Here is a 24,162-nt window from a genome sequence, read left to right on the forward strand (position 1 = left end):
GCCTCAGTACCCCTCGGGCACGCGGTCCCAGGGTTCGGCCATCGCGGCGACCTTCGGGTCCTTGCTGTCCCGGACCAGCTCCGCGACCGTGAATCGGCAGATGTAGGTCGTGGTCACGCCCTCGTTCACCTGAAGGAAGCCGTCCCCGTTGCGGTACAGCCAGCTGCGCCGCACGCTGAAGGGCTTGCTGGGCCGGTAGGCCAGCGCCGTCTCCTCCAGTGCGCGCAGCGCGTCCTCGCGGGTGCCGTCGGCGTGACCGAGGAGATCGAACTCCCAGCGCTTGCCGTCACCGCTGCCCGCGGTCTCCTCGACGAACAGACCCCAACGGGCCATGCTCATCCCCCCCTTGTTCTCGGATGCGGTCGGGTCAGTCGCAGCCGCACCCCGGTGCGGCCGCCGCCGCGGCCGGCGCCGGTACGCCGATCGTCGGCAGCCCCAGCATGACACCCGCCGGCTTGGCGGCGGCGGCCGAGGTGCGCCGCTCCCATGCGTCGCCCGCGGGCGTGCGGCGGACGCCGAAGGCCGGGTGCTCGGCGAGCAGGTGGTGCGGCGCGGCGTAGCTGATCTCCGCCATGACCACGTCGCCCGGGCGCACGGGCTCGGCGGGCGGCGCGAAGTGCACCAGGCGGTTGTCGGGGGCGCGGCCGGACAGGCGGTGCGTGGCGTCGTCCTTGCGGCCCTCGCCCTCGGCGACCAGCACCTCCAGGGTGCGGCCCACCTGCTTCTTGTTCTCGGCCCAGGAGATCTCCTCCTGGAGGGCGACCAGTCGCTCGTAGCGCTCCTGCACGACCGCCTTCGGCACCTGGCCCTCCATCTCGGCGGCGGGGGTGCCCGGGCGCTTGGAGTACTGGAAGGTGAAGGCCTGCGCGAACCGCGCCTCGCGCACCACGTGCAGCGTCTGCTCGAAGTCCTCCTCGGTCTCGCCGGGGAAGCCCACGATGATGTCGGTGGAGATGGCGGCGTCCGGCATGGCGGCGCGCACCTTCTCGATGATGCCCAGGTAGCGGTCCTGCCGGTACGAGCGGCGCATGGCGCGCAGCACCCCGTCGGAGCCGGACTGCAGGGGCATGTGCAGCTGGTGCATCACGTTCGGGGTCTCTGCCATGGCCGCGATCACGTCGTCGGTGAAGTCGCGCGGGTGCGGCGAGGTGAAGCGCACGCGCTCCAGGCCGTCGATCCGCCCGCAGGCGCGCAGCAGCTTGCTGAAGGCCTCGCGGTCGCCGATGTCCGAGCCGTAGGCGTTGACGTTCTGGCCGAGCAGGGTGACCTCGATGACGCCCTCGGCGACCAGCGCCTCGACCTCGGCGAGGATGTCGCCGGGGCGACGGTCCTTCTCCTTGCCGCGCAGCGCGGGGACGATGCAGAAGGTGCAGGTGTTGTTGCAGCCGACCGAGATCGACACCCAGGCCGCATAGGCGGACTCGCGCCGGGTCGGCAGCGTGGAGGGGAAGGTCTCCAGCGACTCGGCGATCTCGACCTGCGCCTCTTCGGCGATCCGGGCGCGCTCCAGCAGCACCGGGAGGCTGCCGATGTTGTGGGTGCCGAAGACGACGTCGACCCAGGGGGCCTTCTTGACGATCGTGTCGCGGTCCTTCTGCGCCAGGCAGCCGCCGACGGCGATCTGCATGCCAGGCCGGGCGGCCTTCTGCGGCGCCAGGCGGCCGAGGTTGCCGTAGAGGCGGTTGTCGGCGTTCTCGCGGACCGCGCAGGTGTTGAAGACGACAACATCTGCGGACACCGTGCCGTCCTCGCCCTTGGGCGCGCGGACGTAGCCGGCCGCCTCCAGGAGGCCTGCCAGCCGCTCGGAGTCGTGGACGTTCATCTGGCACCCGTAGGTGCGGATCTCGTAGCTCTTCACACCCTGCTCTTCACGCTGCACCCATCCAGGGTAAGGGCGTGCCGCGCGCGCTCGTGCCCGCGCTCCCCATCGCGCGGGCGGCGGGCGCCGGGCCCCCTGCGGAAGGGCGCTGGCCAGTGCGGCACCGGGCCTGGCACTATCGCGGGGATGGACATCCCCCGCATCGGCAGACGCCGGGCCGTGCAGGCCGTGCTGGCCGTGGCGGCGGCGGTCGCGATGCTGCTGTGGTGGGTGCTGCCCTCGGACGGGCCGTCGTACCCGAAGGGCCCGGTCGACTTCGCCACCGGCGCGCGCAACGGTGTCTACGAGACCTACGGGAAGCGGCTGCAGCCGTACCTGCGCACCGACCTGCCGGGGGTGCGCGTGCACCTGAGGCCCTCCCAGGGGTCCGTGGACAACGTCCGGCGGGTGGCGACCGGCAAGGCGGACTTCGCGATCGCCGCGGCCGACGCCGTCGCCGACTACCACGGCCGGGGCGCGTCGCGGCTGCGTGCCTGCGCCCGGCTGTACGACGACTACATGCAGCTCGTGGTGCCCGCCGACTCGCCGGTCAGGTCGGCGAAGGACCTGGGCGGGCTGCGGGTGGGGGTCGGCCAGCCGAGCTCCGGGGTGAACCTGATAGCGCGGCGGCTGCTGGAGGCCGCCGGCCTCGGGGAACCGGGGGACGTGCGGAGCAGGACGGTGGGCATCGACCGGGCGCCGGAGCTGCTGCGCCAGGGGAAGCTGGACGCGTTCTTCTGGTCGGGCGGGCTGCCCACCAAGGCGGTGTCGGACCTGGCGGAGACCACCGACGTGAAGCTGGTCCAGCTCGGCGACCTGGTGGCCCGGCTGCACGCCGAGGGCGACGAGTCGACCTACTACCGGCAGGCGGTCATGCCCGCGGACGCGTACCCGATGATCCAGGGCGGCCGCGCGGTGCAGACGATCGCCGTGGCCAACCTGCTGATCACCACGGACCGGACGGACATCGGGCTGGTGGACCGCTTCACCCGCACCGTGATCGACAGCCGTGACCGGATCGGGCAGGAGGTGCACGCCGCCCAGCTGGTGGACCTGCGGACGGCGGTCTTCACCGATCCGCTGCGGCTGCACGCGGGCGCCGAGCGCTACTACCAATCGGTGAAGCCCTAGGGCCGGTACGCGCCGGTCCGCCCCGACATGTGATCATCTCCCTCCCCGGGGACGATGTTCATCCCCGTCAACGCCCCCTAACCTGTTGCCGACCACGTACCGATGGGGGCACACGCATGAGTTCTGGGGGGACGCCGCACACCCTCGTCGACGGCCGCTACGAACTGCGACGGCAGCTGGGACGCGGCGGCATGGGCGTGGTGTGGGAGGCGTACGACAACCGGCTCGGCCGCCAGGTCGCCGTCAAGGAGCTGCTGTTCCGCGGCGCGCTGGACCCGGACACGCAGGCCCAGTGGGTGGAGCGGGCGCGCCGGGAGGCCCAGGCCATCGCCCGTATCGGGCACGAGCACGTGGTCGCCGTGCACGACGTGATCGAGGCCGACGGCCAGGTCTGGATCGTCATGGAGCAGGTCAACCCGCATTCCCTGGCGGACCACTTGCGCGAGCGGGGCCGGATCCCCGCGCTGCAGGCGGCGCGGATCGGCCTGGAGGTGCTGCGCGGGTTGCGCGCCGTGCACGCCGCCGGCGTGCTGCACCGCGACGTGAAGCCGCACAACATCCTGTTCCGCCGGGACGGGCGGGCGGTGCTCATGGACTTCGGGATCGCGACCTTCGAGGGCGCGGCCCAGGTGACCCGGCTGCACGAGACGGTCGGCACCCCGCAGTACCTGGCGCCGGAGCTGGCCAACCGGCTCGCGCCCACGCCCGCCGCGGACCTGTGGTCGCTGGGCGTCACGCTGTACGAGATGGTCGAGGGCCGGGCCCCCTTCCGCGGCCCGACGCCGTACGAGGTGCTGGAGGCGGTCCGCACGGCCGAGCCGCCGCCGATGGGGCACGCGGGGCCGCTGCGGCCGCTGATCGAGGGGCTGCTGGTCAAGGACCCCGGGGAGCGGCTCACCGCGGAGCGCGCCGAGCAACTGCTGCAGCACGTGGCGCAGGAGACCCCGCAGTTCCCGGTGGGCGTCCAGCCGGACTACGACCCGGACGCCACCCGGACCGACGCGGGTGCCCTGCCCGTGCCGCGCATCACCGAGCCCGACGTCGATCCGCGGCCGGCGCCCGGGCCCGGGACGCGGACGTGGCGCCGCCGCTGGTACGCGCTCGTCGCGGGCGGGGTGGGTCTGGCGGTCCTGGCGGCGGGCGGCTGGTTCGCCGTCGACCGGCTGCGCAACGACGGGCCGGACCTTTCCACCTCGCCGACCATCCGGACGGCACGCGAACGCGGTTACCTCATCGTCGGCGTCAAGAAGGACCAGCCGGGCCTCAGCGAGGCCTCCAGCAGTGCCCGGGACGGCTACGAGGGCTTCGACATCGATCTGGCGCGGGCCATCGCCGAGCATCTGGGGTTCAAGAAGGTGCAGTTCACGGTTGTGGACACCCAGTCCCGCGAGTACTTCCTGCGTGCCGGCTACGTCGACTACATAGTGGCCAGCTACTCGATAACGGAGGCGCGCAAGAAGGACGTCGACTTCGCGGGCCCCTACTACCAGGCCGGCCAGGACTTCCTCGTCCGTATGGACGCCCCCGTCCACAGCGTGCAGGACCTGTTCGGTCGTGAGGTCTGCACCGTCACCGACTCGACACCCGCGGAACGGCTCCGCAAGGAGTACCCGCAGATAAGGACCGAGCAGCAGGCCTCGTACGGGCTCTGCGTCAACGAACTGCTCGCGGGCAAGGTCGACGCCGTCTCCACCGACGACATCATCCTGGCCGGCTACCGCGCCCAGCACACCGAGCAACTGCGCCTGCTGGGGGTCCCCTTCGGCACCGAGGAGTACGGCGTGGGGCTGCAGAAGAACGAGCCCGCGCTGAAGCACGCCATATGCGACGCCATCAAGGACGAGATCTCCACGGGGGCGTGGCGCGCGTCGTACGTCAAGCACCTCAAGCCGCTGGCCTCCCAGAAGCTGGCGGACCAGCGGCCGAGACCGGACGAGATGAGCGAGTGCCGGTAGGCCCGCGCGACCCGGGCGGTCACGCGGGCCCGCCGTTCAGGCCAGGGCGAACGTGGTGACCACGGCGGCGTGGTCGGAGGGCCAGGCGTTGCCGGCCACGTGCGGCTCGGGGCGGGGCTCCCCGGTCACCAGGGTCGTGGCGTCCAGCACCCGCAGGCCCCGTCCGGCGTACAGGACGTAGTCGATCCGGTCCTGCGGCTCCGGCTCGGGGTTCACGGGCGACCAGGTGGTGCCGGGGTCGCGCACGGGGTCCGGGTGGGCCTCGCGGTAGGAGTCGCGCAGCCCGGCGGCCTCGGTCGCGAGGGTGACCGGCCAGGGCACGGCTCCGTACCCGCCGTGCAGGGGCGCCGTCTCGGCCGTCCAGTCCAGGTGGGAGGGGACGTTGAAGTCGCCGACGAGGAGGACCGGGGTGGTGTCGCGGGCGGCGAGGTCGGCGGCCATGTCGTGCAGGATCCCGCGGACCTGGCCGAGGCGGCCCGAGGCCGCCTCGCGCTCGACGAGCACCTCGACCGGCTGCCGGTCGTGGAGGGCGTCGTAGGGCCCGTACGGCGTGTGGTTCAGGTGCGCGCTCCACAGCGTGACGTCGCGTCCCTCGTCGAGCCGGACGGTGGCGCCGAGGCCGCCGTAGAACGGGCTCGCGGGCAGGCCGTGGCGGGAGACGATCGGGTAGCGGCTGATGACGCCGAGGTTGTCGCCCGCCTGGTGGTGGTCCCAGCCCAGTGCCTCGGCGAGTTCCTTGGCGGAGTGCGCCCTGGTCTCCTGCAGGCCGACGACGTCCACGTCGGCGTCCAGCAGCACCCGCAGCTGCTTGTCGCGGTGGTCGTCGACGCGGGTGCCGCCGAGCCACAGGTTCCAGCTCATGACGCGCAAGTGCCGCACCATCGGCTCGCCGGCGGCGACGACCGGGACGCGCACGGTGATCGCGTCCGCGCGCCCGTCCGCGTCGGTGGCGGTGACGGTGACCTCGGCGTCGCCCGGGGCGTCGGGGGTGCCGGTGACCGTGCCGTCGGCGGACACCCGCGCCCAGCCGGGGCCCGCGGTCTTCGCGTACGTCACGGGGGCGCCGCGCAGCAGCCCGGCGACGGTTGCCCGGAACGGCTCGCCGACCCGGGCGCGCCGGCTGGTGAAGGCGGGCACCAGGAAGGACGGCGGCCGTGCGACCAGGGCCCGCAGCACGGAGATGCCGGCCCGTTCCAGGCTGCCGAGCACGGCGCGCCCCGCGGCGGGCGCGATGGGCGCCAGGGACGGCACGGCGAGCACGCGGCAGCCCGCGGCCTCGGCGGAGGCGACGCCGGTCGGGGTGTCCTCGACCGCCACGCACGCGCCGGGGTCGGCGCCGAGGGCGCGGGCGGCGGCGAGGTAGGGGTCGGGGGCGGGCTTGGTGCGGGGGGTGTCGTCGGCGGTGAGGGAGACCGCGAAGCGCTCGGGCCCGAGCACCGCGAGGACGATGTCCACCACCTCGCGGGGGGACGCCGAGACCAGGGCGATGGGGACCTCGTGCCGGGCGAGTTCGTCCAGCAGTTCCAGCGCGCCGGGACGGGGCACCGTCCGGGCGCGGACCCGTTCGGCGAACTCCCGGTGCAGGACGGCGGCCAGCTCGTCGGCGCCGGTCGCCGTCCCGGTCGTGCTCACCAGATGGGCGGCGGTGTGCTCGACGGCACGGCCGAGGACCTCGGTCACGTCCGCGTCGCCGAGCACGTGCCCCAGCCCGGCCGCCACCTCGGCGACCGCCTCCCACCACAGCTCCTCGGTGTCGACGAGGGTGCCGTCCATGTCGAACAGGACGGCCTGGAGCGGGTGGTGCGGTGGGTGGGTCACGGGGCTCTCTTTCGTCACGGGGTGTGGGGGGATGGGGTGCGGTCGGGGTCAGGCGGCGCGCGCGGTGACCAGGACGGGCCGGTCGGGCAGGGACACCGTGACGGTGGCGCCCGGCGGCAGGGCGGCCGCCTCGGTGCTGGCCAGGTCGGCCTTGACGGCGGTGCCGTCGGGCAGCGTCACGGTCACGCGGGTCACGGCGCCCAGGAAGGCGGTCGCCACGACGCGCGCTTCGCCGGTGGGATCGGCGGCGACGCGCACCGCTTCGGGGCGGACGAGGACGTCGACCTCGGGGCCGGCGGGCACCTCGCCCTCGGCGGGCAGCCGTCGGCCGAGGACCTCGACGTACCCGTCGTCGGCCAGGCGGCCCGGCAGGCGGCTGTTGGTGCCGACGAACTCGGCGACGAAGGCGGTGGCCGGGCGGTCGTACAGCTCGGCGGGGGCGGCGCACTGTTCGAGCCGTCCGGCGTTCATCACCGCGACCCGGTCGGCCATCGACAGCGCCTCCTCCTGGTCGTGCGTCACGAAGAGGGTCGTGATGCCGAGTTCCAGCTGAAGGCGGCGGATCTCCTCGCGGAGGTTGGTGCGCACCTTGGCGTCCAGGGCGCTCAGCGGCTCGTCCAGGAGCAGCACTCGCGGCCTCAGCGCCAGCGCGCGGGCCAGGGCCACGCGCTGCTGCTGGCCGCCGGAGAGCTCGTGGGGGAACCGGCTTCCGTGGTCGGGCAGGCCGACGAGCTCCAGCAGTTCGGCGGCGCGGGAACGCCGCTCGGCGGCGCCGACCTTGCGCATGCGCAGCCCGAAGGCCACGTTGTCGGCGGCGCTCAGGTGCGGGAAGAGGCTGTACGACTGGAAGACCATGCCCGCGTCGCGGCGGTGCGCGGGGATCTTGGTGACGTCCTTGCCGTCGACCAGGACCTGGCCGGAGTCGGGGTGCTCGAAGCCGGCGAGCATGCGCAGCGCGGTGGTCTTGCCGCAGCCTGACGGCCCGAGCAGGGCGAGGAGTTCACCGGGCCGGACGGTCAGGTCCAGCCCGTCGAGGGCGGTGGTGGCGCCGAAGGCGCGGCGCAGCGCCCGGAACTCGACGGTGGCGCCGCCGGGCACGGTCGGCACGGCGGCGGCCGGGGCGGGGACGGTGTCGGTCATGTGTCGGTCACTTCCGGGAGGCGGTACGTGAGGTGGAGCGGCGTCCGCCGACGGCGGCCAGGACGAGCAGCAGCACCCAGGTGACCAGCAGGCTCAGCACCGAGACGGCCACGGACAGCTGGGCCTGCGAGCCGCTGACCGTGACGATCCACACCGCGAAGGGCTGGAAGCCCAGCAACTGCGCGACGGTGAACTCGCCGAGCACCAGGGCGAGGGTGAGGAAGGAGGCGTTGAGAAGCGCCCCGCGCAGATTGGGCAGCACCACCCGGATCAGGGCGCGCGGCCAGTCCGCGCCGCAGGAACGGGCGGCCTCGACCAGGGTGCGGACGTCCACCGCCCGCAGCCCCGCGTCCAGCGCCCGGTACACGAAGGGCAGCGCCATGACCACGTACGTGAGCACCAGGACGACCGGGAAGGACGGGTTCTGGATGGCCACGAAGGTCTGGAAGAACGGCGTGCTGGCCAGGTGCTCCGGGCCCCAGCGCAGCACGTTGCTCACCCCGGCGACCAGCGCGATCGGTGGCACGACCAGCGGCAGCGAGCAGATCACCTCGACCAGCGGGCGCAGCTTGGGCGCCGACAACCGCAGGGCCACCATGGCCGGGACCATCAGCAGCAGGACGACGGCGATCGTGGCGGCGGCGAGTTCGAGGGAGAGCAGCAGGCTGGAGGTGAAGCCCTCGGCACCGAGGATCTGCCCGTACGCGTCGAAGGTGACGCCCCGGCCGGGAACGTCGACGGTGAAGACCACCGACGCCGCCAGTGGCAGCAGGAAGTAGATCCCCGCGCCCGCGAGGACGAACCCGCGCCCGGGCCGGAACCGTGCCTGAGTCAGACCAGCCATCGCGCGCTCCGTCGTTGCAGGGGCAGGTAGACCGCCATGACCAGGCCGGCGACGACGACCATGTCCAGGCTCAGGGCGAGCGCCACGTTCTCCTGCCCGACCAGGACGTTGCCGGAGATGGCGTCGGCGATCTGCAGGGTGACCAGGGGAACCGAGCTGCCGACCATCGCCGCGGCGGTGGCGTAGGCGGCGAAGGCGCTGCCGAAGAGCAGGACCAGGCCGCCGAGGAGGGAGGGGGCCAGCACGGGCAGGGCGACGTGCCGCCAGTACTGGGCGTTGGTGGCGCCGTTGTTCTGGGCGGCCTCGCGCCACTGGACGCGCAGCCCCTCCAGCGCGGGCGTCACGGTGAGCACCATGAGCGGGATGAGGAAGTAGAGGTAGACGATGACCAGGCCCCAGAAGCTGTACAGGCTCCAGCCGTGGTCGGCGAGGCCCAGGTGACGGGTGAGGACGCCGGAGTTGCCCAGGGTCGCCACGAAGGCGAAGGCCAGCGGCACCCCGCCGAAGTTGGCGAGCACGCCGGAGGCGGTGAGCACGGCCTCGCGCAGCGCCCGGAAGCGCGAGGTCACCACGGCCTGCGCCAGCAGCAGCCCGAGCACCGCGCCGATGGCGGCGGAGACGCCGGAGAGCTTGACGCTGCCCCACAGGGCGGTCAGATAGGCGCCCTGCAGTGAGGCGGTCAGATTGGCCGTGGTGTACGAGGTGGCCCCGCTCGCGGGGTCCTTGACGGTGAAGGCGCCGTTGAGCATGGCGATCGCGGGGGCCCCGAAGCTGATCGCCACGAAGACGAGCAGCGGGGCCACCGCGAGCCAGCCCGCCGACCGCCGCCGTGCCGGGGCGGTGGCCCCGGCAGCGGCGGCGACGGCGGGCGCCGCGGTGGCGGTCATGGGGTCGGTCATCCGGAGACGGCCTTGCCCCAGCCCTGGGCCAGCGCGTCCTTGGCCTTGGCCTGCTGGTCCTCGGTCGGGAAGGACGGGGTGCCGCTGACCGCGGGGAGCTTGGCGGCGGCGGCCTTGTCGAGGGTGCCGGCCTTGTCCAGGGCGGGCATCAGGACGGGGCGCGCGAAGCCGGCGAGCCACAGGTTCTGGCCCTCGGCGCTGTACAGGTACTCCTGCCACAGGCGGGCGGCCGCCGGGTGCGGGGCGTCCTTGTTGATCGCCTGCGAGTAGAACTGGGCGTACTGGCCGTCGGTCGGGACGGAGACCTTCCAGTCCACGCCCTTGCTCGCGAACTCCGTGGCGTAACCGGCGTTGAGGTAGTCCCAGTCGATGCTGATGGGCGTCTCGCCCTTCTCGACGGTCGCCGGGGTGGACTCGACGGGGTTGTAGTTGCCGTTCTTCTTCAGCTTGCCGAAGAAGTCCAGGCCGGGCTGGATGTCGTCGAAGGAGCCGCCGTTGGCCAGCGCCGCCGCGTAGACGCCGCCGAAGGCCGAGCCGGACTTGGTCGGGTTGCCGTTGAGGGCGACCTGGCCCTTGTACTCGGGCTTGAGGAGGTCGGCGAAGGTGGTCGGGCAGTTCTTGACGCGCTTGGCGTCGCAGCCGATGGAGACGTAGCCGCCGTAGTCGTTGTACCAGCGGGCCTGGGCGTCCTTCTGGGCGGCCGGGATGTCGTCGTAGGAGGCGACCTTGTAGGGGGCGAGCAGGCCCTGCTGGGCGGCGCTGAGGGCGAAGGAGCTGCCGAGGTCGAGGACGTCGGGGGCGCGGTCCTGGCCCTTGCGGGAGGTGACGGCGTTGATCTCGTCCTGGCTGGATCCGTCGGGGTTCTCGACCTGGATCTTGACGCCGTACTTCTTGGTGAAGCCGTCGATCAGCGCGCCGTAGTTGGCCCAGTCGCGGGGCAGGGCGATCGCGTTGAGCGTGCCCTCCTTCTTGGCGGCGGCGATCAGGGCGTCCATGCCGCCGAAGTCCTCGGCGGAGGTCGCGGTGGCCGCGCTCTTGCCGTTCTTGCCGTCGGCGGCGGTCTGCGTGGTGGGGGCCGAGCCGCAGGCGCTGAGCGCCAGCGCGGTCACGGCGAGGCCGGCGGCGAGGGCGGCCGCCTTCGGGAGGGACGCGGGCACGATGTCTCCTGGGATGGGAAGTCGGGTCCTGAAGGCCAGGGGTCGGGAACCGGTGCAACTTGTTTGAACAAGTTGGCCTTCAGTAGGCCCGGCGTCAATGACCTTTCCGTAAACGGCAGGAAAACCCTGTCAAGCCCGCAGAGGGCAGTCATTCCTTTTCAGCCACGGACTTGGCCGGTGGTCGCGACAGCCGGCCGTCCCTGCGCACAGCCCGCGCCGGGCTCGTCTACGCTGAGCGGTGTTGTGCGCAGACGACGAATGAACTGAAGGGGACGTGGTGGCGGCGCGGCACGAGGAGATCGCCGAGGAGCTCCGGCGGGCCATAGACGACGAGGAGTATCCGGTCGGTGCCCTGCTGCCCCCGGAGACCGAACTGGCCGCCCGGTACGGCGTTTCCCGCGGCACGGTGCGTCAGGCCGTGGCGGCGCTGACCGCCGAGGGCCTGATCGGCTCGCGGCAGGGCGCCCGCCGCGTCGTCCTGGCCAGCCGGCGCAGCCAGAGCTTCGCCGAGCTGCGCAGCTTCGCCCAGTGGGCGCGTGCCATGGGCCGCGCCGCCTCCGGCACGGTGGTCCGTACCGAGACCCGGCCGGCCACCGTCGAGGACGCCACGCGCCTGCACCTGCGCCCGGGCACGGACGTGCTGTACGTGCTGCGGGTGCGCGGCCTGGACGGTGAGCAGGTCCTGGTGGAGCGCACGGTCTACGCCGACTGGATCGCCCCCGCCGTGCTGCGCATCGAGCCGGACTGCGAGTCGGTCACCCAGCGGCTGTACGACGACACGGGGCTGGTCTTCGCCTACGGCGAGCACCTGATCGACGCGGTCGCGGCCGGCACCCGGGACAGCGAACTGCTCGGCGTGCGGCGGGGCAGCCCGCTGCTGCGCGTACGCCGGGTGACCACCACGCAGAAGGGCCGCCCGGTCGAGTGGTCGGACGACCGCTACCGCTCGGACGCCGTCAACTTCAGCATCCACAACTCGATCGGCTCCAACCCGCTGGCCCGCCAGGCCGGCCCCGGGCTCAGGGAGCCGTACGCGGCACGGTGAGGGTGACCCGCAGCCCGTGCGGCTCGTTCGGGGCGTACGCGATGCTGCCGCCTCCCTGGGTCAGCAGCACCCGCGCGATGGACAGGCCCAGGCCCGAGCCGTCGACGTTCTGATGGCGCGGGCTGCGCCAGAAGCGGTCGCCGATGCGGGCGAGCTCGTCCTCGGTGAGACCGGGGCCGCCGTCGGCGACCGTGACGGCGATCGCACCGGGGCAGCCCCGCAGCGCGGTGCTGACCCGCACCCGCTCACCGCTCGGGGTGAACTTCACGGCGTTGTCGATCACGGCGTCGAGGGCGCTGGACAGCGCCACCGGGTCCGCCCAGCCCGTGACGGCGGCGGCGCCCCCGTAGGAGAGCTCGACGCCGTCGCGCTCGGCGACCGGCCGCCAGGCCTCGACCCGTTCGGCGGCGATGGCGGCGATGTCGGTGAGGGCGAGATCGGCCTCCGCGTGCTCGGCGGTGGCCAGGCCCAGCAGGTCGTCCAGGACCGAGGCGAGGCGCTTGCCCTCCTCGCGGACGGAGGCGATCTCCTCGTGGCCCTCGGGGAGTTCCAGACCCAGCAGTTCGATCCGCAGCAGCAGCGCCGACAGCGGGTTGCGCAACTGGTGGGAGGCATCGGCGACGAAGGCCCGCTGCTGGTCGAGGACCTCCTCGACGTTGTCGGCCATCTCGTTGAAGGAGCGCGCCAGGCGCCGCAGTTCGGGCGGGCCGCCGGAGACCGCCACGCGGGACTTCATCCGGCCGGTGGCGATGTCGTGGGTGACCCGGTCCAGTACCCGGACCGGCCGCAGCACCCAGCCGGTGAGCCGGAAGGCGGCCATGACCGCCACGATCATGGCGGCCAGTTCCCCGGCCGCGAGCAGCAGCCAGCCGCGCAGGATGCGCGAGCGCACGGCGCCGGTCGGCGAGTCGGTGAGCACGACGGCGACGACGTCGCCGTCCCGGACGACCGGGGAGGCGACCGGCAGGGAGCGGTGCTGCCAGGGCCAGATCTGCTTGGGGTCGTGGCTGCGCCGCCCGGCGAGGGCCTCGCTGTACGCGGTGAAGGCCTCGCCCCCGGTGGGCAGCGTCCAGCCGGCCGGGGCGGAGGCGACGGGCTTCCCGTCGCGGTCGAAGACTCCGGCCCGGATCCCGTACACCGCGCGGTACTGCAGCAGCTCCGTCTTGAGCGTGCTCTCCCGTTCGCCTCCGCCGTCGGTGCTCACGTACTGGGCGAGCGCGGCGAAGCGCGCGGTGTCGTCGATGCGGTCGACGACGACGCGCTGCTGCTGGGTGGCGGCCAGGCTGGCGGCGAGCGGGAAGCCGAGGGCCAGCAGCACACCGGCCATCAGGACGATGAGCAGCGGCAGCAGCCGGGTACGCACGGAGGAACGGCCCCCTAGCCGGTGGGCACGACGAGGCGGTAGCCGACCCCGCGTACGGTCTCGATCAGGGACGGCAGGCGCAGCTTGGAACGCAGGGACGCCACATGCACCTCAAGAGTGCGCCCGGTCCCCTCCCAACTCGTCCGCCACACCTCGCTGATGATCTGCTCGCGGCGGAAGACCACACCGGGCCGCTGCGCGAGCATCGCGAGCAGGTCGAACTCCTTGCGGGTCAGCGCGACCGGCTCGTCCCCCACGGTGACCTTGCGGGTGGCCAGCTCCACGCGGACCGGGCCGAGCCCGATGACACCGCCCGCGGCGGCCTCCGCGCCCTCCCCCTCGGGGCCGGCGGGGGCCTCCTGGGCCTTGCGGCGGCAGACGGCGTGGATGCGGGCGAGGAGCTCACCGGTGTCGTACGGCTTCACCACGTAGTCGTCGGCGCCGAGGTTGAGGCCGTGGATGCGGGAGCGCACATCGGCGCGGGCGGTCACCATGATCACGGGGATGGCGGTGCGCAGCCGGATGCGGCTGCACACCTCGAAGCCGTCCTGGTCGGGCAGGCCGAGGTCGAGGAGGACCACGTCGAAGCCCGGCCCGTGGTCGGGGAGGAGCGCGTGCAGCGCCTCCTCGCCGCTGCGGGCTTGGGTGACCTGCAGCCCGTGCTTGGCCAGCACGGCCGACAGTGCGGCGGCGACCCGGTGGTCGTCCTCCACGAGCAGCAGTCTCATCCGTTCACCTCCCGCCGCGCGGCCCTTCACACTCTCGCAATCATGCTCTACCACCGAATACACGCCGATGGGCCAGGTGTGCGTCAAGCGGCGCCCGGCCCAGTGGGGCGACTGTTACGGAGCCGGTACGCTGCACACCCGGACGCGCTCACCCACAGTGCCGGAATTGTGCCAGCCAGTGACCGGATCGTGATGCTCAAGTTCCCCTCAGATGTGATGACTCGGTTTGCCAAGCGTCAATAGGGTGATCACCAAGGTCTGGTCAACCGACGAGGATGGAGCACACGCCGATGACCGAAGTCCCGGTGACCGAGGACGCCGCCACGGCGGCCGACGACCTGGTCGTACTGAAGGACGTGAACAAGCACTTCGGCGCGCTGCACGTGCTCCAGGACATCAACCTCAGCATCGGCCGCGGGGAGGTCGTGGTCGTCATCGGCCCCTCGGGGTCGGGCAAGTCGACGCTGTGCCGGGCGGTCAACCGCCTGGAGACGATCGACTCGGGCCTGATCACGATCGACGGGAAGCCGCTGCCCGCGGAGGGCAGGGATCTGGCCCGGCTGCGCGCCGACGTCGGCATGGTCTTCCAATCCTTCAACCTCTTCGCGCACAAGACGGTCCTGGAGAACGTGACGCTCGGCCAGGTCAAGGTGCGCAAGGCCGGCAAGAAGGCCGCCGAGGAGCGCGCCCGCGCACTGCTGGACCGGGTGGGCGTGGGCAGCCAGGCGGACAAGTACCCGGCCCAGCTCTCCGGAGGCCAGCAGCAGCGCGTGGCGATCGCCCGGGCGCTGGCCATGGAGCCGAAGGTGATGCTCTTCGACGAGCCGACCTCGGCGCTCGACCCGGAGATGATCAACGAGGTGCTGGAGGTCATGCAGCAGCTCGCACGCGACGGGATGACGATGGTCGTCGTCACCCATGAGATGGGCTTCGCCCGCTCCGCCGCGAACCGCGTCGTCTTCATGGCGGACGGGCGGATCGTCGAGCAGGCGACGCCGGACCAGTTCTTCAGCAATCCCCGGAGCGACCGGGCCAAGGACTTCCTTTCGAAGATCCTTCACCACTGAGAGCGACACCGACGGTTCGCCGACCTAAGGATGATCACGATGAGGATCCGTACCACTGCAGCCGCCGCTCTGGCCGTCCTGGCGCTGACCGCCACCGCCACCGCGTGCGGCAAGGAGGGCTCGCCCTCCTCCTCCAACACGCCCGAGGGCGGCTCCAGCAGCGCTGCCGCAGCGCTGCCCACTTACACCGTCAAGACCGGTGTGGACCTGGCCGGGTCGAAGACCTGGGACCGGATCAAGAAGAACGGCAAGCTCGTCATCGGCGTCAAGGCCGACCAGCCGAACCTGGGCTACCAGGACCCCGGCAGCAAGAAGTACTCCGGCTTCGACATCGAGATCGCCAAGATGATCGCCGCCGACCTCGGCTTCGACGAGAGCAAGATCGAGTTCAAGACGATCCAGTCGGCCAACCGCGAGACCGCCCTCGCCGGCGGCCAGGTCGACTACTACGTCGGCACGTACACGATCAACGACGAGCGCAAGAAGTCCGTCTCCTTCGCCGGCCCCTACTTCGTGGCGGGCCAGGACCTCCTGGTCAAGAAGGGCAGCAACATCAAGAGCACGGACGACCTCAAGGGCAAGAAGGTCTGCTCGGCGACCGGCTCGACCTCCATCCAGCGCATCAAGGACGGCAACTACGGCGCCGTGCCGGTCGAGTACGACTCCTACTCGCTGTGCGTGCAGAACCTCGCTTCCGGCCAGGTCGACGCGGTGACCACCGACGACGCCATCCTCAAGGGCTACGCCGCCCAGGACCCGGCCAACCTCGAGGTGATCGGCAAGCCGTTCTCCGACGAGCCCTACGGCGTCGGCCTGGCCAAGGACGACACCGTCCTGCAGAAGGCGATCACCAACGCCCTGAAGAACCACGAGGACAACGGCGACTGGAAGAAGGCGTACGACGCCACGCTCGGCAAGTCCGGCGTGAGCGCCGAGATCCCGCAGCTCCAGTCCTGAAGCGGACGGGACCCGGCCTGACCCGGGTCCCGTTCCCCTCCCCCGGCACAGCCCGAGCCTGATGCGCCGGCGGCCAGGAGCGGCCGCCGGCGTACCCCTTTCGGAGAATCGATGAACGTACTGCTGGACAACTTCGCACTCTTCCGCGAGGGGTTCCTCGGCACGGTCGAGCTGACCGCGCTCAGCGGGGCGATCGCCCTGGTACTCGGGGTGATCATGGCCGCGTTCCGGGTGTCCCCCGTGCCCCCGCTGCGCGTCTTCGGCACGGTGTGGGTGACGCTGCTGCGCAACACCCCGCTGACCCTGCTCTTCTTCATCGCGGCGCTGGTGCTGCCCCGGCTGGGGCTGAACACCTGGAGCTTCTTCCGGCTCGCCGTGCTCGCCCTCAGCTGCTACACCTCGGCGTTCATCTGCGAGGCCGTGCGCTCGGGCATCAACACCGTCCCGCTCGGGCAGGCCGAGGCCGCCCGCAGTCTCGGGATGACCTTCACCCAGACCCTGCGGCTGATCATCCTGCCGCAGGCCACCCGGACCGTGCTGCCGCCCATCGGCAGCCTGCTGATCGCCCTCGCCAAGAACTCCGCGATCGCCGGTGGCTTCAGCGTCTTCGAGCTGTTCAGCGTGCAGAAGACGCTCGGTGAGAAGGGCTACAACATCTTCGTGATCTTCATCTGGGTGGCGATCGCCTACCTGATCATCACCCTCTTCATCAGCGCGGTCTTCCGGCTGCTCGAGAACCGGCTGGCGGTGGCCCGATGAGCACGAACGTCCTCTTCGACGCCCCCGGCCCCCGGGCCAGGCGCCGCAACCGGATCGCCGGCGCGGTCGCCTCCCTGGCGATCCTCGCGCTGCTGTATTTCGTCTACCGGCGGCTCGACGAGTCGGGGCAGTTCGCCTCGTATCTGTGGGAGCCCTTCCAGTACACCGACATCCAGCAGCGCATCGTCGACGGCCTGCTCGCCACGCTGAAGGCCTTCGCGCTCGCCGCGGTCTTCTCCCTGGTGCTGGGCGCCGCACTGGCCGCGGGCCGGCTGTCGGACCACGCCCCGGTGCGGTGGGTGGCGACGGTCGTCGTGGAGTTCTTCCGCGCGATGCCGCTGCTGATCATGATCTTCGCCCTGTACGTGGGCGTCTTCACCTCGGCCCCGCTGTGGGCGCTGGTGATCGGCCTGACCCTCTACAACGGCTCCGTGCAGGCCGAGATCTTCCGGGCCGGTATCAACGCCGTGCCGAAGGGACAGCGCGAAGCCGCGTACGCGATCGGCCTGCGCAAGACGCAGGTCATGGTCTTCGTGCTGATCCCGCAGGCGACCCGGGCGATGCTGCCCTCGATCATCAGCCAGCTGGTGGTCACCTTGAAGGACACCTCGCTCGGCTACATCATCACCTACGAGGAGCTGCTCTACACCGGGAACCTCGTCGCGAAGAACAGCGCGGGCTTCCCCTTCATCCCGATGATCATCATCATCGCTCCGATCTACATCGCGATGTGCCTGGCACTCAGCGCCCTCGCCAACTGGATCGAGCGGCGCGGCCGTCGCAGCCGCAAGGGCGCCCCGCCCAAGGCCGGTGACATCAAGGCGGTGGAGGCCGCCGCGGAGTGACGGTGCGCCAGGCGCACCACCGCGCGGCGGGTGTCGTCACTTGACGCACGCACGCGCAGTAGGTTGCATACGCAATGTGACTGCACAACTTCCCGGGACCGCGCCGTGGACCCGGTGATCATCGCGGGGGCGGGTCCGGTCGGGCTCGCCCTCGCGCTCTGCCTGGCCCGGCACGACGTGCCGAGCATCGTGCTGGACGAGCACGACCACGCGCCCTCCCTCTCCGCGGAACGCACGGCCGTACTGAGCCCGGAGACCGCCGGGCTGCTGACCCGGCTCGGCCACCACGGGCTGTACGAGTCCGGCGCGACCTGGGAGGCCTGGCGGACGCTGCGCCGCCGGCAGGAGACCGTACGCGTGGAGTTCGGCGACCGCGGCTCCGGCGGGCAGGGGCCCTCCCCGCTGCACATCGGGCAGGAGCGACTGGAGCGCGGGCTGCGCGAGGCGCTCGCCCGGCAGGCCCTGGCGCGGATCGTGCCGGGGACGCGCGTCGACGCGGTGGAGCAGGACGACCGCGGCGTCAGCGTCCGCACCAAGGGGGCCAACGCGACCTGGTGGCGCGGTAGTTACCTGATCGGCTGCGACGGCCCGCGCTCCACCGTGCGCAAGCTGCTCGGCGTGCGGTTCCCCGGCCGTACGGCCGTCGACCGGCACGCGGTCGCCGCCCTGCGCGTCGCACTGCCCGACGAGGGCGTGGCGCTGCTGCACCGTGAGCCGCAGGGACCGGGCGCGGGGCCCGAGGTGACGGCCCGTCCGCTGCCCGACGGGGTGTGGCGGCTGGACTGGCTGCTGCCCGCCCGCGGCGAGCCGCTCACCTCCGACGAACTCGTCTCGCGCATCCGCGGCACCCTCACGGCATGGTGCGGGAGCGTCCCCGCGTACGAACTGCTCGGCTCAGCCGAGTACCCGGTGCACCAGCGGCTGGCCCGGCGCTGGCGCGCGGGACGCGTCTTCCTGGCCGGCGACGCGGCGCACCTCATGGGAGCGCTGGGCGCGCAGGGCCTGGAGGAGGGCCTGCGCGACGCCGACAATCTCGCCTGGAAGCTCTCCCTGGCCTGGCACCACGGTGCCTCGGACACCCTGCTCGACAGCTACCAGGCCGAGCGGCGCGGCGCGGTGGGCGCCCGGCTGCGCGCCACCGACCAGGTGCTGCCGCTGCTGCGGGCCAGCGGGGTCTGGCACACGGTACGGCGCTCCGTGCTGTCCGGCTCCGCCCGGCGGTACGCCGAACTGCTCACCGACAGCCACCTCGGCCGGGGCCCGCTCGGGGCGCCGCCGGTCTACGCACGCTCACCGCTCTCGCTTCCCGCGCCTCGCGGCGCGGGTGCCGCGGCCTCGGCCTCCTCTGCGGCCGCGCCCTCGCCGCTCCTGGGGTCCTGCGCCACCCCCCCGGGCGGTGCGGTGGTCGACGTCCCGGTCACGGCGCTCGACGGTTCCGGTGCGCGCCTGTACGAACGCCTCGGGCGGGACCTGCTGGTCGTCCTCGTCGCGCCCGGCACCGGTGTGTGGGAGAGCCGGCACTGGCTCACCGCGGGGCTGATGCCCCGGCTGGCCAAGGCGGTCGCGGCCCTGCCGACCCGGGCGGAGCTGCTGGTCACGGAGACGTATCCGGGGTCGACGGCGCACAGCGTGCTGCTCATCCGGCCGGACGGCCACCTGGTGACGGTGATGACCGGCTGCCGCCCGACCGAGCTGTACGCCTACGCCGACCTGGCGCGCGGCGGCCCGCCGAGCCCGGTCCAGGACCGCGTGCCGCACTGACCGGACCCCGGTACCGGGTCGCGGGCGGGGCCCCGGTCCGGGGCGCGGGCCAGGCCCCCGGGGGGAGGCCGCTCAACGTGCGAACTCGGTCGCGCGGGACTCGCGGACGACGGTGATGCGGATCTGACCGGGGTAGGTCAGCTCCTCCTCGACCTGCTTGGCCACGTCGCGGGCGATGACCTGCGCCTGGATGTCGTCCACGTCCTCCGGGCGCACCATCACCCTGACCTCGCGTCCGGCCTGCATGGCGAAGACCTTGACGACGCCCGCGTGCGCGGCGGCGATCTGCTCCAGGCGCTTGAGCCGGCGGACGTAGCTCTCCAGCGACTCGCGCCGTGCCCCGGGGCGTCCCCCGGAGATGCCGTCGGCGGCCTGGGTGAGCACCGCCTCGACGGTGCGGGGGTCGACCTCGTTGTGGTGGGCCTCGATGGCGTGGACGACGTCCTCGGACTCACCGTGCCGCCGGGCCAGGTCCGCGCCGATCAGGGCATGGCTGCCCTCGACCTCGTGAGTGAGCGCCTTGCCGATGTCGTGCAGCAGCGTGCCGCGCTTCACCGCGGCCGGATCGATGCCGAGTTCGGCGGCCATCATGCCCGCGATGTGCGCGGACTCCAGAAGGTGGCCGAGCACGTTCTGGCCGTAGGAGGTGCGGTAGCGCAGCCGCCCGAGCAGGGTCACCAGCTCGGGGTGCATGTCGGTGATGCCGATCTCGGTGAGCGCGTCCTCGCCGTGGCGCACGCAGAGTTGCTCGACCTCGGACTGCTTGCGCTCGTAGACCTCCTCGATGCGGTGCGGGTGGATGCGTCCGTCGGTGACGAGCGCGTCGAGGGCGAGGCGGGCGACCTCGCGGCGCACCGGGTCGAAGCAGGAGAGCAGCACCGCCTCGGGGGTGTCGTCGATGATGAGGTTGACGCCGGTGATGGCCTCGAAGGCACGGATGTTGCGGCCCTCGCGGCCGATGATCCGGCCCTTCATCTCGTCGCCCGGCAGTTGCAGCACGGAGACCACGGACTCGGCGGTCTGCTCGGTCGCCACGCGCTGGATGGCCCCGGCCACGATCCGCCGGGCCCTTTCCTCGCCGCGGTCGCGGGCGGCCCGCTCGATGTCGCGGACGATCACCGCCGCCTCACGCTTGGCCTGCTGCTCGACGGAGCGCACGAGGTCGGTGCGGGCCTCTGCGGCGGTGTAGGAGGCGACCCGCTCCAGGACGGCACGCCGCTCGTCCTCGAGCCGGTTGGCGTCGGCGCGGCGGCGCTCCAGCTCCTCGCGCTCCTCGGCCAGTTCCCTGCGGCGCCGGTGGAGTTGCTCCGACTCGGCGTCGATGCGGGCCTCCCGGTCGGCGAGCCGCTGCTCGCGCCGCTCCAAGTCGGCCCGGATCTCCCGGACTTCCTCCTTGGCGGTGCTCCGGATCTCCCGGGCCTCCCGTTCGGCCGCCGCTCTGAGCTGTTCACGTTCCGCGCGGAGCCGGTGGAGCAGCACGCCCGCAGTGACCGCGACGGCCACCGTGGCGGCGACGGCCACGACCGTGAGCACGGATCCGGTCCCCAGCGCGATGCCCATGGCACCAACTCCCGTATCTCTGAGGACGCGATCCCTCACACGTTGTGAGGCTAAGTCGACTCAGAGGCACGGTCAAGGAACCTGAACGGAGGTTCAGTCGGGCAGGTACTGCTCGAGCAGCTCCGGGTCCTCGCCCTCCTCCTCCAGGGCGCGGCGGACCACTCGCAGGGCGAGTCCCTCCGCGTACCCCTTGCGGGCGAGCATCCCGGCGAGCCGGCGGATCCGCTTCTCCTTCTCCAGGCCGCGGGTAACCCGGAGTTTGCGGTCGACGAGGGCGCGGGCCGTCGCCTCCTCCTGCTCCGCGTCGAGCTGCCCCACGGCGTGGCCGATCGCCTCGGCGTCCACACCCCGGGTACGCAGTTCCTGGGCGAGGGCGCGCCGGGCGAGGCCCCGGCCGTGGTGCCGGGACTCCACCCAGGCGTGGGCGAACGCCTGGTCGTCGATGAGCCCGACGTCCTCGAACCGCTCCAGCACCTGCTCCGCCGCTTCCTCCGGGATCTCCCGGCGGCGCATGGCGTCGGCGAGCTGCTTGCGGGTACGAGGGGTCCCCGTGAGCAGACGCAGACAGAGCGCCCGCGCCTGCTCCACGGGGTCAAGTGGCGGCTCTTGCTCGGCCCTCGACGAGAAAGAGCCGCCACGATCCTTGTGCCCGGACGCCACCGTCAGGCCTTGGCGGCCGCGGCCTTGGTCGCCTTGGCGGCCTTGGGCGCCGGGACGGTCGCGGCGTCGGCCTTCGCCGGGTCGGCCGCCGCCACGGCGGGAGCGGCCGCGTCGGCGCCGGGCTGCTCACCCGGGGCCTCGGGCCGGACGCCGATGCCGAGCTTCTCCTTGATCTTCTTCTCGATCTCGTCGGCGAGGTCGGGGTTGTCGCGCAGGAAGTTGCGCGCGTTCTCCTTGCCCTGGCCGAGCTGGTCGCCCTCGTAGGTGTACCAGGCACCGGACTTGCGGATGAAGCCGTGCTCCACGCCCATGTCGATCAGGCCGCCCTCGCGGCTGATGCCCTGGCCGTAGAGGATGTCGAACTCGGCCTGCTTGAAGGGCGGCGCGACCTTGTTCTTGACGACCTTGACCCGGGTCCGGTTGCCGACCGCCTCGGTGCCGTCCTTGAGGGTCTCGATGCGGCGGATGTCCAGACGCACGGAGGCGTAGAACTTCAGCGCCCGGCCACCGGTCGTGGTCTCCGGGGAGCCGAACATCACGCCGACCTTCTCGCGGAGCTGGTTGATGAAGATCGCGGTGGTCTTGGACTGGCTGAGTGCACCGGTGATCTTACGCAGCGCCTGGCTCATCAGACGGGCCTGCAGACCCACGTGCGAGTCGCCCATCTCGCCCTCGATCTCGGCCCGCGGCACGAGGGCCGCCACGGAGTCGATCACGATGAGGTCCAGCGCGCCGGAGCGGATCAGCATGTCCGTGATCTCGAGGGCCTGCTCACCGTTGTCCGGCTGGGACAGCAGCAGCGAGTCCACGTCCACGCCGAGACGGCGGGCGTACTCCGGGTCGAGGGCGTGCTCGGCGTCCACGAAGGCGACCTTGCCCCCGGCCCGCTGCGCATTGGCCACCGCGTGCAGGGTCAGGGTCGTCTTGCCGGAGGACTCCGGACCGTACACCTCCACCACGCGGCCGCGCGGCAGACCGCCGACGCCGAGGGCGACGTCCAGGGCGGTGGACCCCGTCGAGATGACCTCGATGGGCTCGTTCGGCCGGTCGCCGAGGCGCATGACGGCACCCTTGCCGAACTGCCGTTCAATCTGTGCGAGCGCGGCGTCGAGCGCCTTCTCGCGGTCGGTTCCTGCCATGGGTTCCACCCTGGGTGTCTGAGTCGATCGCTTCACGTCCATGACGCTACTGCCTGCCACTGACAACGCGTCCCGACGTCTCCCCGCGCCTGTGGACAACTCCGTGGAAGTCCGTGAGAACCCTTGGGAAATCCGGCCCGGGACATCCATGAGAATGGATGTTCGATTTTCGTGTCAAGCGACACGCGAACCTCGGCCGGCCCCGCCGTCCGGGCCGTCCCGCCCGTCCCCGCCGCCGGGCCCTTCGCCCGGACCGGGCCTGCGCGGCGCACCGGGAACCCGCCACCGCCACCGGATCAGCGGCCGCCGCCGCGGCCCGTACGTCCCGGGATCCGTCCCGGCGATCACTTCGTACCGCTTCACGTACGCCCCCAGGAAGCCCTGCAGCGTCGCCGTCGCCGGGATCGCCACCAGCGCGCCCACCGCCCCCAGCAGCGCGGTGCCGACGATCACCGACCCGAAGGCCACGGCGGGGTGGATGTCGACGGTGCGCGCGGTGATCCGCGGCTGCAGCACGTAGTTCTCGAACTGCTGGTAGACCACGACGAAGCCCAGCACCCACACCGCGTCCCACGGGTCCTGCGTGAAGGCGATGAGCATCGGCAGCGCCCCCGCCAGGTACGTGCCGACCGTCGGGACGAACTGCGAGACCACGCCGACCCAGACCGCGAGCGCCGGCGCGTACGGAATCCCCAGGATCACGAAGAGCACGTAGTGGGCGACCGCCGAGATCAGCGCCATCAGCGCCCGCGAGTACAGGTAGCCGCCGGTCTTGGCCACCGCTATCTCCCAGGCCCGCAGCACCTCGGCCTGCCGGGCGGGCGGCAGCACCGAGCACACGGCACGGCGCATCCGGGGCCCGTCGGCGGCGAAGTAGAAGGTGAACAGGGTGATCGTCAGCACCTGGAAGACGCCGCCGAGGACCGTCGCGGACAGCCCCCACACGTTGCCGGCCTGCCGCTGCACGTAATTGCGCAGCCAGTCGGAGTGCAGGACGTTCTCCTGCAGCTTGCCGACGGACAGATCGGTTCCGAAGGTCTGGTTGACCCACACGACCACGTCGTCGACGTACTCCGGCAGATTGCGGCCGATCGATGTGATCTGGTCCACCAGCAGGGAGCCGAGCAGCACCACGAAGATCCCGCCCGCCGCGAGCACGGCCAGGAACACCAGCCCGGTCGCCCAGCCCCTGCGCATGCCGCGCGCGGCCATCCAGTCCACCGCGGGCTCGATCGCCAGGGCGCCGAAGAAGGCCAGCAGGATGTTCACCAGCAGCCCGATGACCTGGTGGAACGCCCAGTTCGCCAGCTGGAACGCGGCCAGCAGCGTGAGTGCCAGCACCATCGCCCGGGGCAGCCAGCGCGGCATCGCGGAACCCCCCGTGTCCTCCCCGGCCCCCGGCCCGGGCACCCCGGGCTCCCCCGGCGGCCCCGCGGCCGCCTCGGCTATCGTCTCGTCGCTTCCCGCCACGGCCCC

The 24,162-nt window shown here is 72.2% G+C and carries 20 protein-coding genes and 1 pseudogene; 8 read left to right on the forward strand and 13 right to left on the reverse strand.

Features of this window, described 5'->3' with window-relative positions:
• Positions 1 to 3: 3 nt before the first annotated feature.
• Positions 4 to 339: a hypothetical protein gene (locus ACWDAS_RS21800; protein WP_450393277.1), complete on the reverse strand. Its 336-nt coding sequence runs from the start codon at positions 337 to 339 to the stop codon at positions 4 to 6.
• A 28-nt stretch (positions 340 to 367) separates the two neighbouring features.
• A complete protein-coding gene (miaB, locus tag ACWDAS_RS21805; protein WP_450393421.1) occupies positions 368 to 1,858 on the reverse strand; it encodes a tRNA (N6-isopentenyl adenosine(37)-C2)-methylthiotransferase MiaB in 1,491 nt (496 codons plus the stop codon).
• Between the two features lie 147 nt (positions 1,859 to 2,005).
• On the opposite strand from miaB, the gene ACWDAS_RS21810 reads away from it, so the two are divergent.
• The gene (locus ACWDAS_RS21810; protein WP_450393280.1) at positions 2,006 to 2,989 is read left to right on the forward strand and encodes a TAXI family TRAP transporter solute-binding subunit; all 984 of its coding nucleotides are present in this window, start codon (positions 2,006 to 2,008) and stop codon (positions 2,987 to 2,989) included.
• Positions 2,990 to 3,105: 116 nt separating this feature from the next.
• Entirely contained in the window at positions 3,106 to 4,944 is a 1,839-nt protein-coding gene (locus ACWDAS_RS21815; protein WP_450393283.1) for a bifunctional serine/threonine-protein kinase/glutamate ABC transporter substrate-binding protein, read from the forward strand.
• Positions 4,945 to 4,980: 36 nt separating this feature from the next.
• On the opposite strand, the gene ACWDAS_RS21820 is transcribed toward ACWDAS_RS21815, so the two are convergent.
• The 5 genes from ACWDAS_RS21820 to ACWDAS_RS21840 are packed head-to-tail and all read right to left on the reverse strand — an operon-like array spanning position 4,981 to position 10,802.
• On the reverse strand, positions 4,981 to 6,762 hold the full coding sequence (locus ACWDAS_RS21820) for an HAD-IA family hydrolase (RefSeq protein ID WP_450393286.1): 1,782 nt from the start codon (positions 6,760 to 6,762) through the stop codon (positions 4,981 to 4,983).
• A gap of 48 nt (positions 6,763 to 6,810) precedes the next feature.
• Positions 6,811 to 7,902 carry an ABC transporter ATP-binding protein gene (locus tag ACWDAS_RS21825; RefSeq protein WP_450393288.1) on the reverse strand — a complete coding sequence of 364 codons (1,092 nt, stop codon included), beginning with the start codon at positions 7,900 to 7,902 and terminating at the stop codon, positions 6,811 to 6,813.
• A gap of 7 nt (positions 7,903 to 7,909) precedes the next feature.
• Positions 7,910 to 8,746 carry an ABC transporter permease gene (locus ACWDAS_RS21830; RefSeq protein WP_450393291.1) on the reverse strand — a complete coding sequence of 279 codons (837 nt, stop codon included), beginning with the start codon at positions 8,744 to 8,746 and terminating at the stop codon, positions 7,910 to 7,912.
• Complete coding sequence (locus tag ACWDAS_RS21835) at positions 8,734 to 9,633, reverse strand: ABC transporter permease (protein ID WP_450393424.1); 900 nt, start codon at positions 9,631 to 9,633, stop codon at positions 8,734 to 8,736. Before ACWDAS_RS21835 ends, ACWDAS_RS21830 begins: the two co-directional genes overlap by 13 nt.
• 8 nt (positions 9,634 to 9,641) lie before the next feature.
• Positions 9,642 to 10,802, reverse strand: coding sequence for an ABC transporter substrate-binding protein (locus ACWDAS_RS21840; protein ID WP_450393293.1), 1,161 nt, complete (start codon positions 10,800 to 10,802; stop codon positions 9,642 to 9,644).
• A 277-nt stretch (positions 10,803 to 11,079) separates the two neighbouring features.
• On the opposite strand from ACWDAS_RS21840, the gene ACWDAS_RS21845 reads away from it, so the two are divergent.
• Complete coding sequence (locus ACWDAS_RS21845; protein WP_450393296.1) at positions 11,080 to 11,847, forward strand: GntR family transcriptional regulator; 768 nt, start codon at positions 11,080 to 11,082, stop codon at positions 11,845 to 11,847.
• On the opposite strand, the gene ACWDAS_RS21850 is transcribed toward ACWDAS_RS21845, so the two are convergent.
• Together ACWDAS_RS21850 and ACWDAS_RS21855 are read right to left on the reverse strand one after the other, a co-directional pair.
• Positions 11,822 to 13,210, reverse strand: a complete 1,389-nt coding sequence (locus ACWDAS_RS21850) for a sensor histidine kinase (RefSeq protein ID WP_450393299.1) — start codon at positions 13,208 to 13,210, stop codon at positions 11,822 to 11,824. The genes ACWDAS_RS21845 and ACWDAS_RS21850 overlap by 26 nt on opposite strands.
• A gap of 14 nt (positions 13,211 to 13,224) precedes the next feature.
• Positions 13,225 to 13,938 (reverse strand): response regulator transcription factor, encoded by a 714-nt coding sequence (locus tag ACWDAS_RS21855; protein WP_450393301.1) that lies wholly within the window; start codon positions 13,936 to 13,938, stop codon positions 13,225 to 13,227.
• A 290-nt stretch (positions 13,939 to 14,228) separates the two neighbouring features.
• Here ACWDAS_RS21855 and ACWDAS_RS21860 point away from each other — a divergent pair, with 290 nt between their 5' ends.
• The 5 genes from ACWDAS_RS21860 to ACWDAS_RS21880 all read left to right on the forward strand — a co-directional run bounded on the left by ACWDAS_RS21860 (position 14,229) and on the right by ACWDAS_RS21880 (position 19,327).
• Positions 14,229 to 15,005: an amino acid ABC transporter ATP-binding protein gene (locus tag ACWDAS_RS21860; RefSeq protein WP_450393304.1), complete on the forward strand. Its 777-nt coding sequence runs from the start codon at positions 14,229 to 14,231 to the stop codon at positions 15,003 to 15,005.
• A 39-nt stretch (positions 15,006 to 15,044) separates the two neighbouring features.
• Positions 15,045 to 15,962, forward strand: a complete 918-nt coding sequence (locus tag ACWDAS_RS21865) for a glutamate ABC transporter substrate-binding protein (protein ID WP_450393307.1) — start codon at positions 15,045 to 15,047, stop codon at positions 15,960 to 15,962.
• Between the two features lie 111 nt (positions 15,963 to 16,073).
• The gene (locus ACWDAS_RS21870) at positions 16,074 to 16,721 is read left to right on the forward strand and encodes an amino acid ABC transporter permease (protein ID WP_450393309.1); all 648 of its coding nucleotides are present in this window, start codon (positions 16,074 to 16,076) and stop codon (positions 16,719 to 16,721) included.
• Positions 16,718 to 17,566, forward strand: coding sequence for an amino acid ABC transporter permease (locus tag ACWDAS_RS21875; protein ID WP_450393312.1), 849 nt, complete (start codon positions 16,718 to 16,720; stop codon positions 17,564 to 17,566). The genes ACWDAS_RS21870 and ACWDAS_RS21875 overlap by 4 nt, the downstream gene beginning before the upstream one ends.
• Before the next feature lie 105 nt (positions 17,567 to 17,671).
• The gene (locus tag ACWDAS_RS21880) at positions 17,672 to 19,327 is read left to right on the forward strand and encodes an FAD-dependent monooxygenase (RefSeq protein ID WP_450393315.1); all 1,656 of its coding nucleotides are present in this window, start codon (positions 17,672 to 17,674) and stop codon (positions 19,325 to 19,327) included.
• A gap of 72 nt (positions 19,328 to 19,399) precedes the next feature.
• On the opposite strand, the gene rny is transcribed toward ACWDAS_RS21880, so the two are convergent.
• The 4 genes and pseudogenes from rny to ACWDAS_RS21900 all read right to left on the reverse strand — a co-directional run bounded on the left by rny (position 19,400) and on the right by ACWDAS_RS21900 (position 24,156).
• Positions 19,400 to 20,887 carry a ribonuclease Y gene (gene rny / locus ACWDAS_RS21885; protein ID WP_450393318.1) on the reverse strand — a complete coding sequence of 496 codons (1,488 nt, stop codon included), beginning with the start codon at positions 20,885 to 20,887 and terminating at the stop codon, positions 19,400 to 19,402.
• 93 nt (positions 20,888 to 20,980) lie between these two features.
• Positions 20,981 to 21,634, reverse strand: a pseudogene (gene recX / locus ACWDAS_RS21890) (recombination regulator RecX); the annotation flags it as partial.
• Complete coding sequence (gene recA, locus ACWDAS_RS21895) at positions 21,550 to 22,686, reverse strand: recombinase RecA (protein ID WP_450393321.1); 1,137 nt, start codon at positions 22,684 to 22,686, stop codon at positions 21,550 to 21,552. The pseudogene recX and the gene recA, both read right to left, overlap by 85 nt.
• A gap of 174 nt (positions 22,687 to 22,860) precedes the next feature.
• Complete coding sequence (locus tag ACWDAS_RS21900; RefSeq protein WP_450393324.1) at positions 22,861 to 24,156, reverse strand: AI-2E family transporter; 1,296 nt, start codon at positions 24,154 to 24,156, stop codon at positions 22,861 to 22,863.
• Between the last annotated feature and the right edge of the window lie 6 nt (positions 24,157 to 24,162).

This window comes from Streptomyces sp. NPDC001070 (assembly GCF_053598835.1).

What these genes read in the sequence shown, in the direction of transcription:
- ACWDAS_RS21800 (WP_450393277.1), bottom strand. Translation starts at nt 339, where the DNA reads ATGAGCATGGCCCGTTGGGGTCTGTTCGTCGAGGAGACCGCGGGCAGC.
- ACWDAS_RS21835 (WP_450393424.1), bottom strand. Translation starts at nt 9,633, where the DNA reads ATGACCGCCACCGCGGCGCCCGCCGTCGCCGCCGCTGCCGGGGCCACC.
- ACWDAS_RS21810 (WP_450393280.1), top strand. Translation starts at nt 2,006, where the DNA reads ATGGACATCCCCCGCATCGGCAGACGCCGGGCCGTGCAGGCCGTGCTG.
- ACWDAS_RS21855 (WP_450393301.1), bottom strand. Translation starts at nt 13,938, where the DNA reads ATGAGACTGCTGCTCGTGGAGGACGACCACCGGGTCGCCGCCGCACTG.
- rny (WP_450393318.1), bottom strand. Translation starts at nt 20,887, where the DNA reads ATGGGCATCGCGCTGGGGACCGGATCCGTGCTCACGGTCGTGGCCGTC.
- ACWDAS_RS21860 (WP_450393304.1), top strand. Translation starts at nt 14,229, where the DNA reads ATGACCGAAGTCCCGGTGACCGAGGACGCCGCCACGGCGGCCGACGAC.
- ACWDAS_RS21825 (WP_450393288.1), bottom strand. Translation starts at nt 7,902, where the DNA reads ATGACCGACACCGTCCCCGCCCCGGCCGCCGCCGTGCCGACCGTGCCC.
- recA (WP_450393321.1), bottom strand. Translation starts at nt 22,686, where the DNA reads ATGGCAGGAACCGACCGCGAGAAGGCGCTCGACGCCGCGCTCGCACAG.
- ACWDAS_RS21875 (WP_450393312.1), top strand. Translation starts at nt 16,718, where the DNA reads ATGAGCACGAACGTCCTCTTCGACGCCCCCGGCCCCCGGGCCAGGCGC.
- ACWDAS_RS21830 (WP_450393291.1), bottom strand. Translation starts at nt 8,746, where the DNA reads ATGGCTGGTCTGACTCAGGCACGGTTCCGGCCCGGGCGCGGGTTCGTC.
- ACWDAS_RS21870 (WP_450393309.1), top strand. Translation starts at nt 16,074, where the DNA reads ATGAACGTACTGCTGGACAACTTCGCACTCTTCCGCGAGGGGTTCCTC.
- ACWDAS_RS21865 (WP_450393307.1), top strand. Translation starts at nt 15,045, where the DNA reads ATGAGGATCCGTACCACTGCAGCCGCCGCTCTGGCCGTCCTGGCGCTG.
- ACWDAS_RS21815 (WP_450393283.1), top strand. Translation starts at nt 3,106, where the DNA reads ATGAGTTCTGGGGGGACGCCGCACACCCTCGTCGACGGCCGCTACGAA.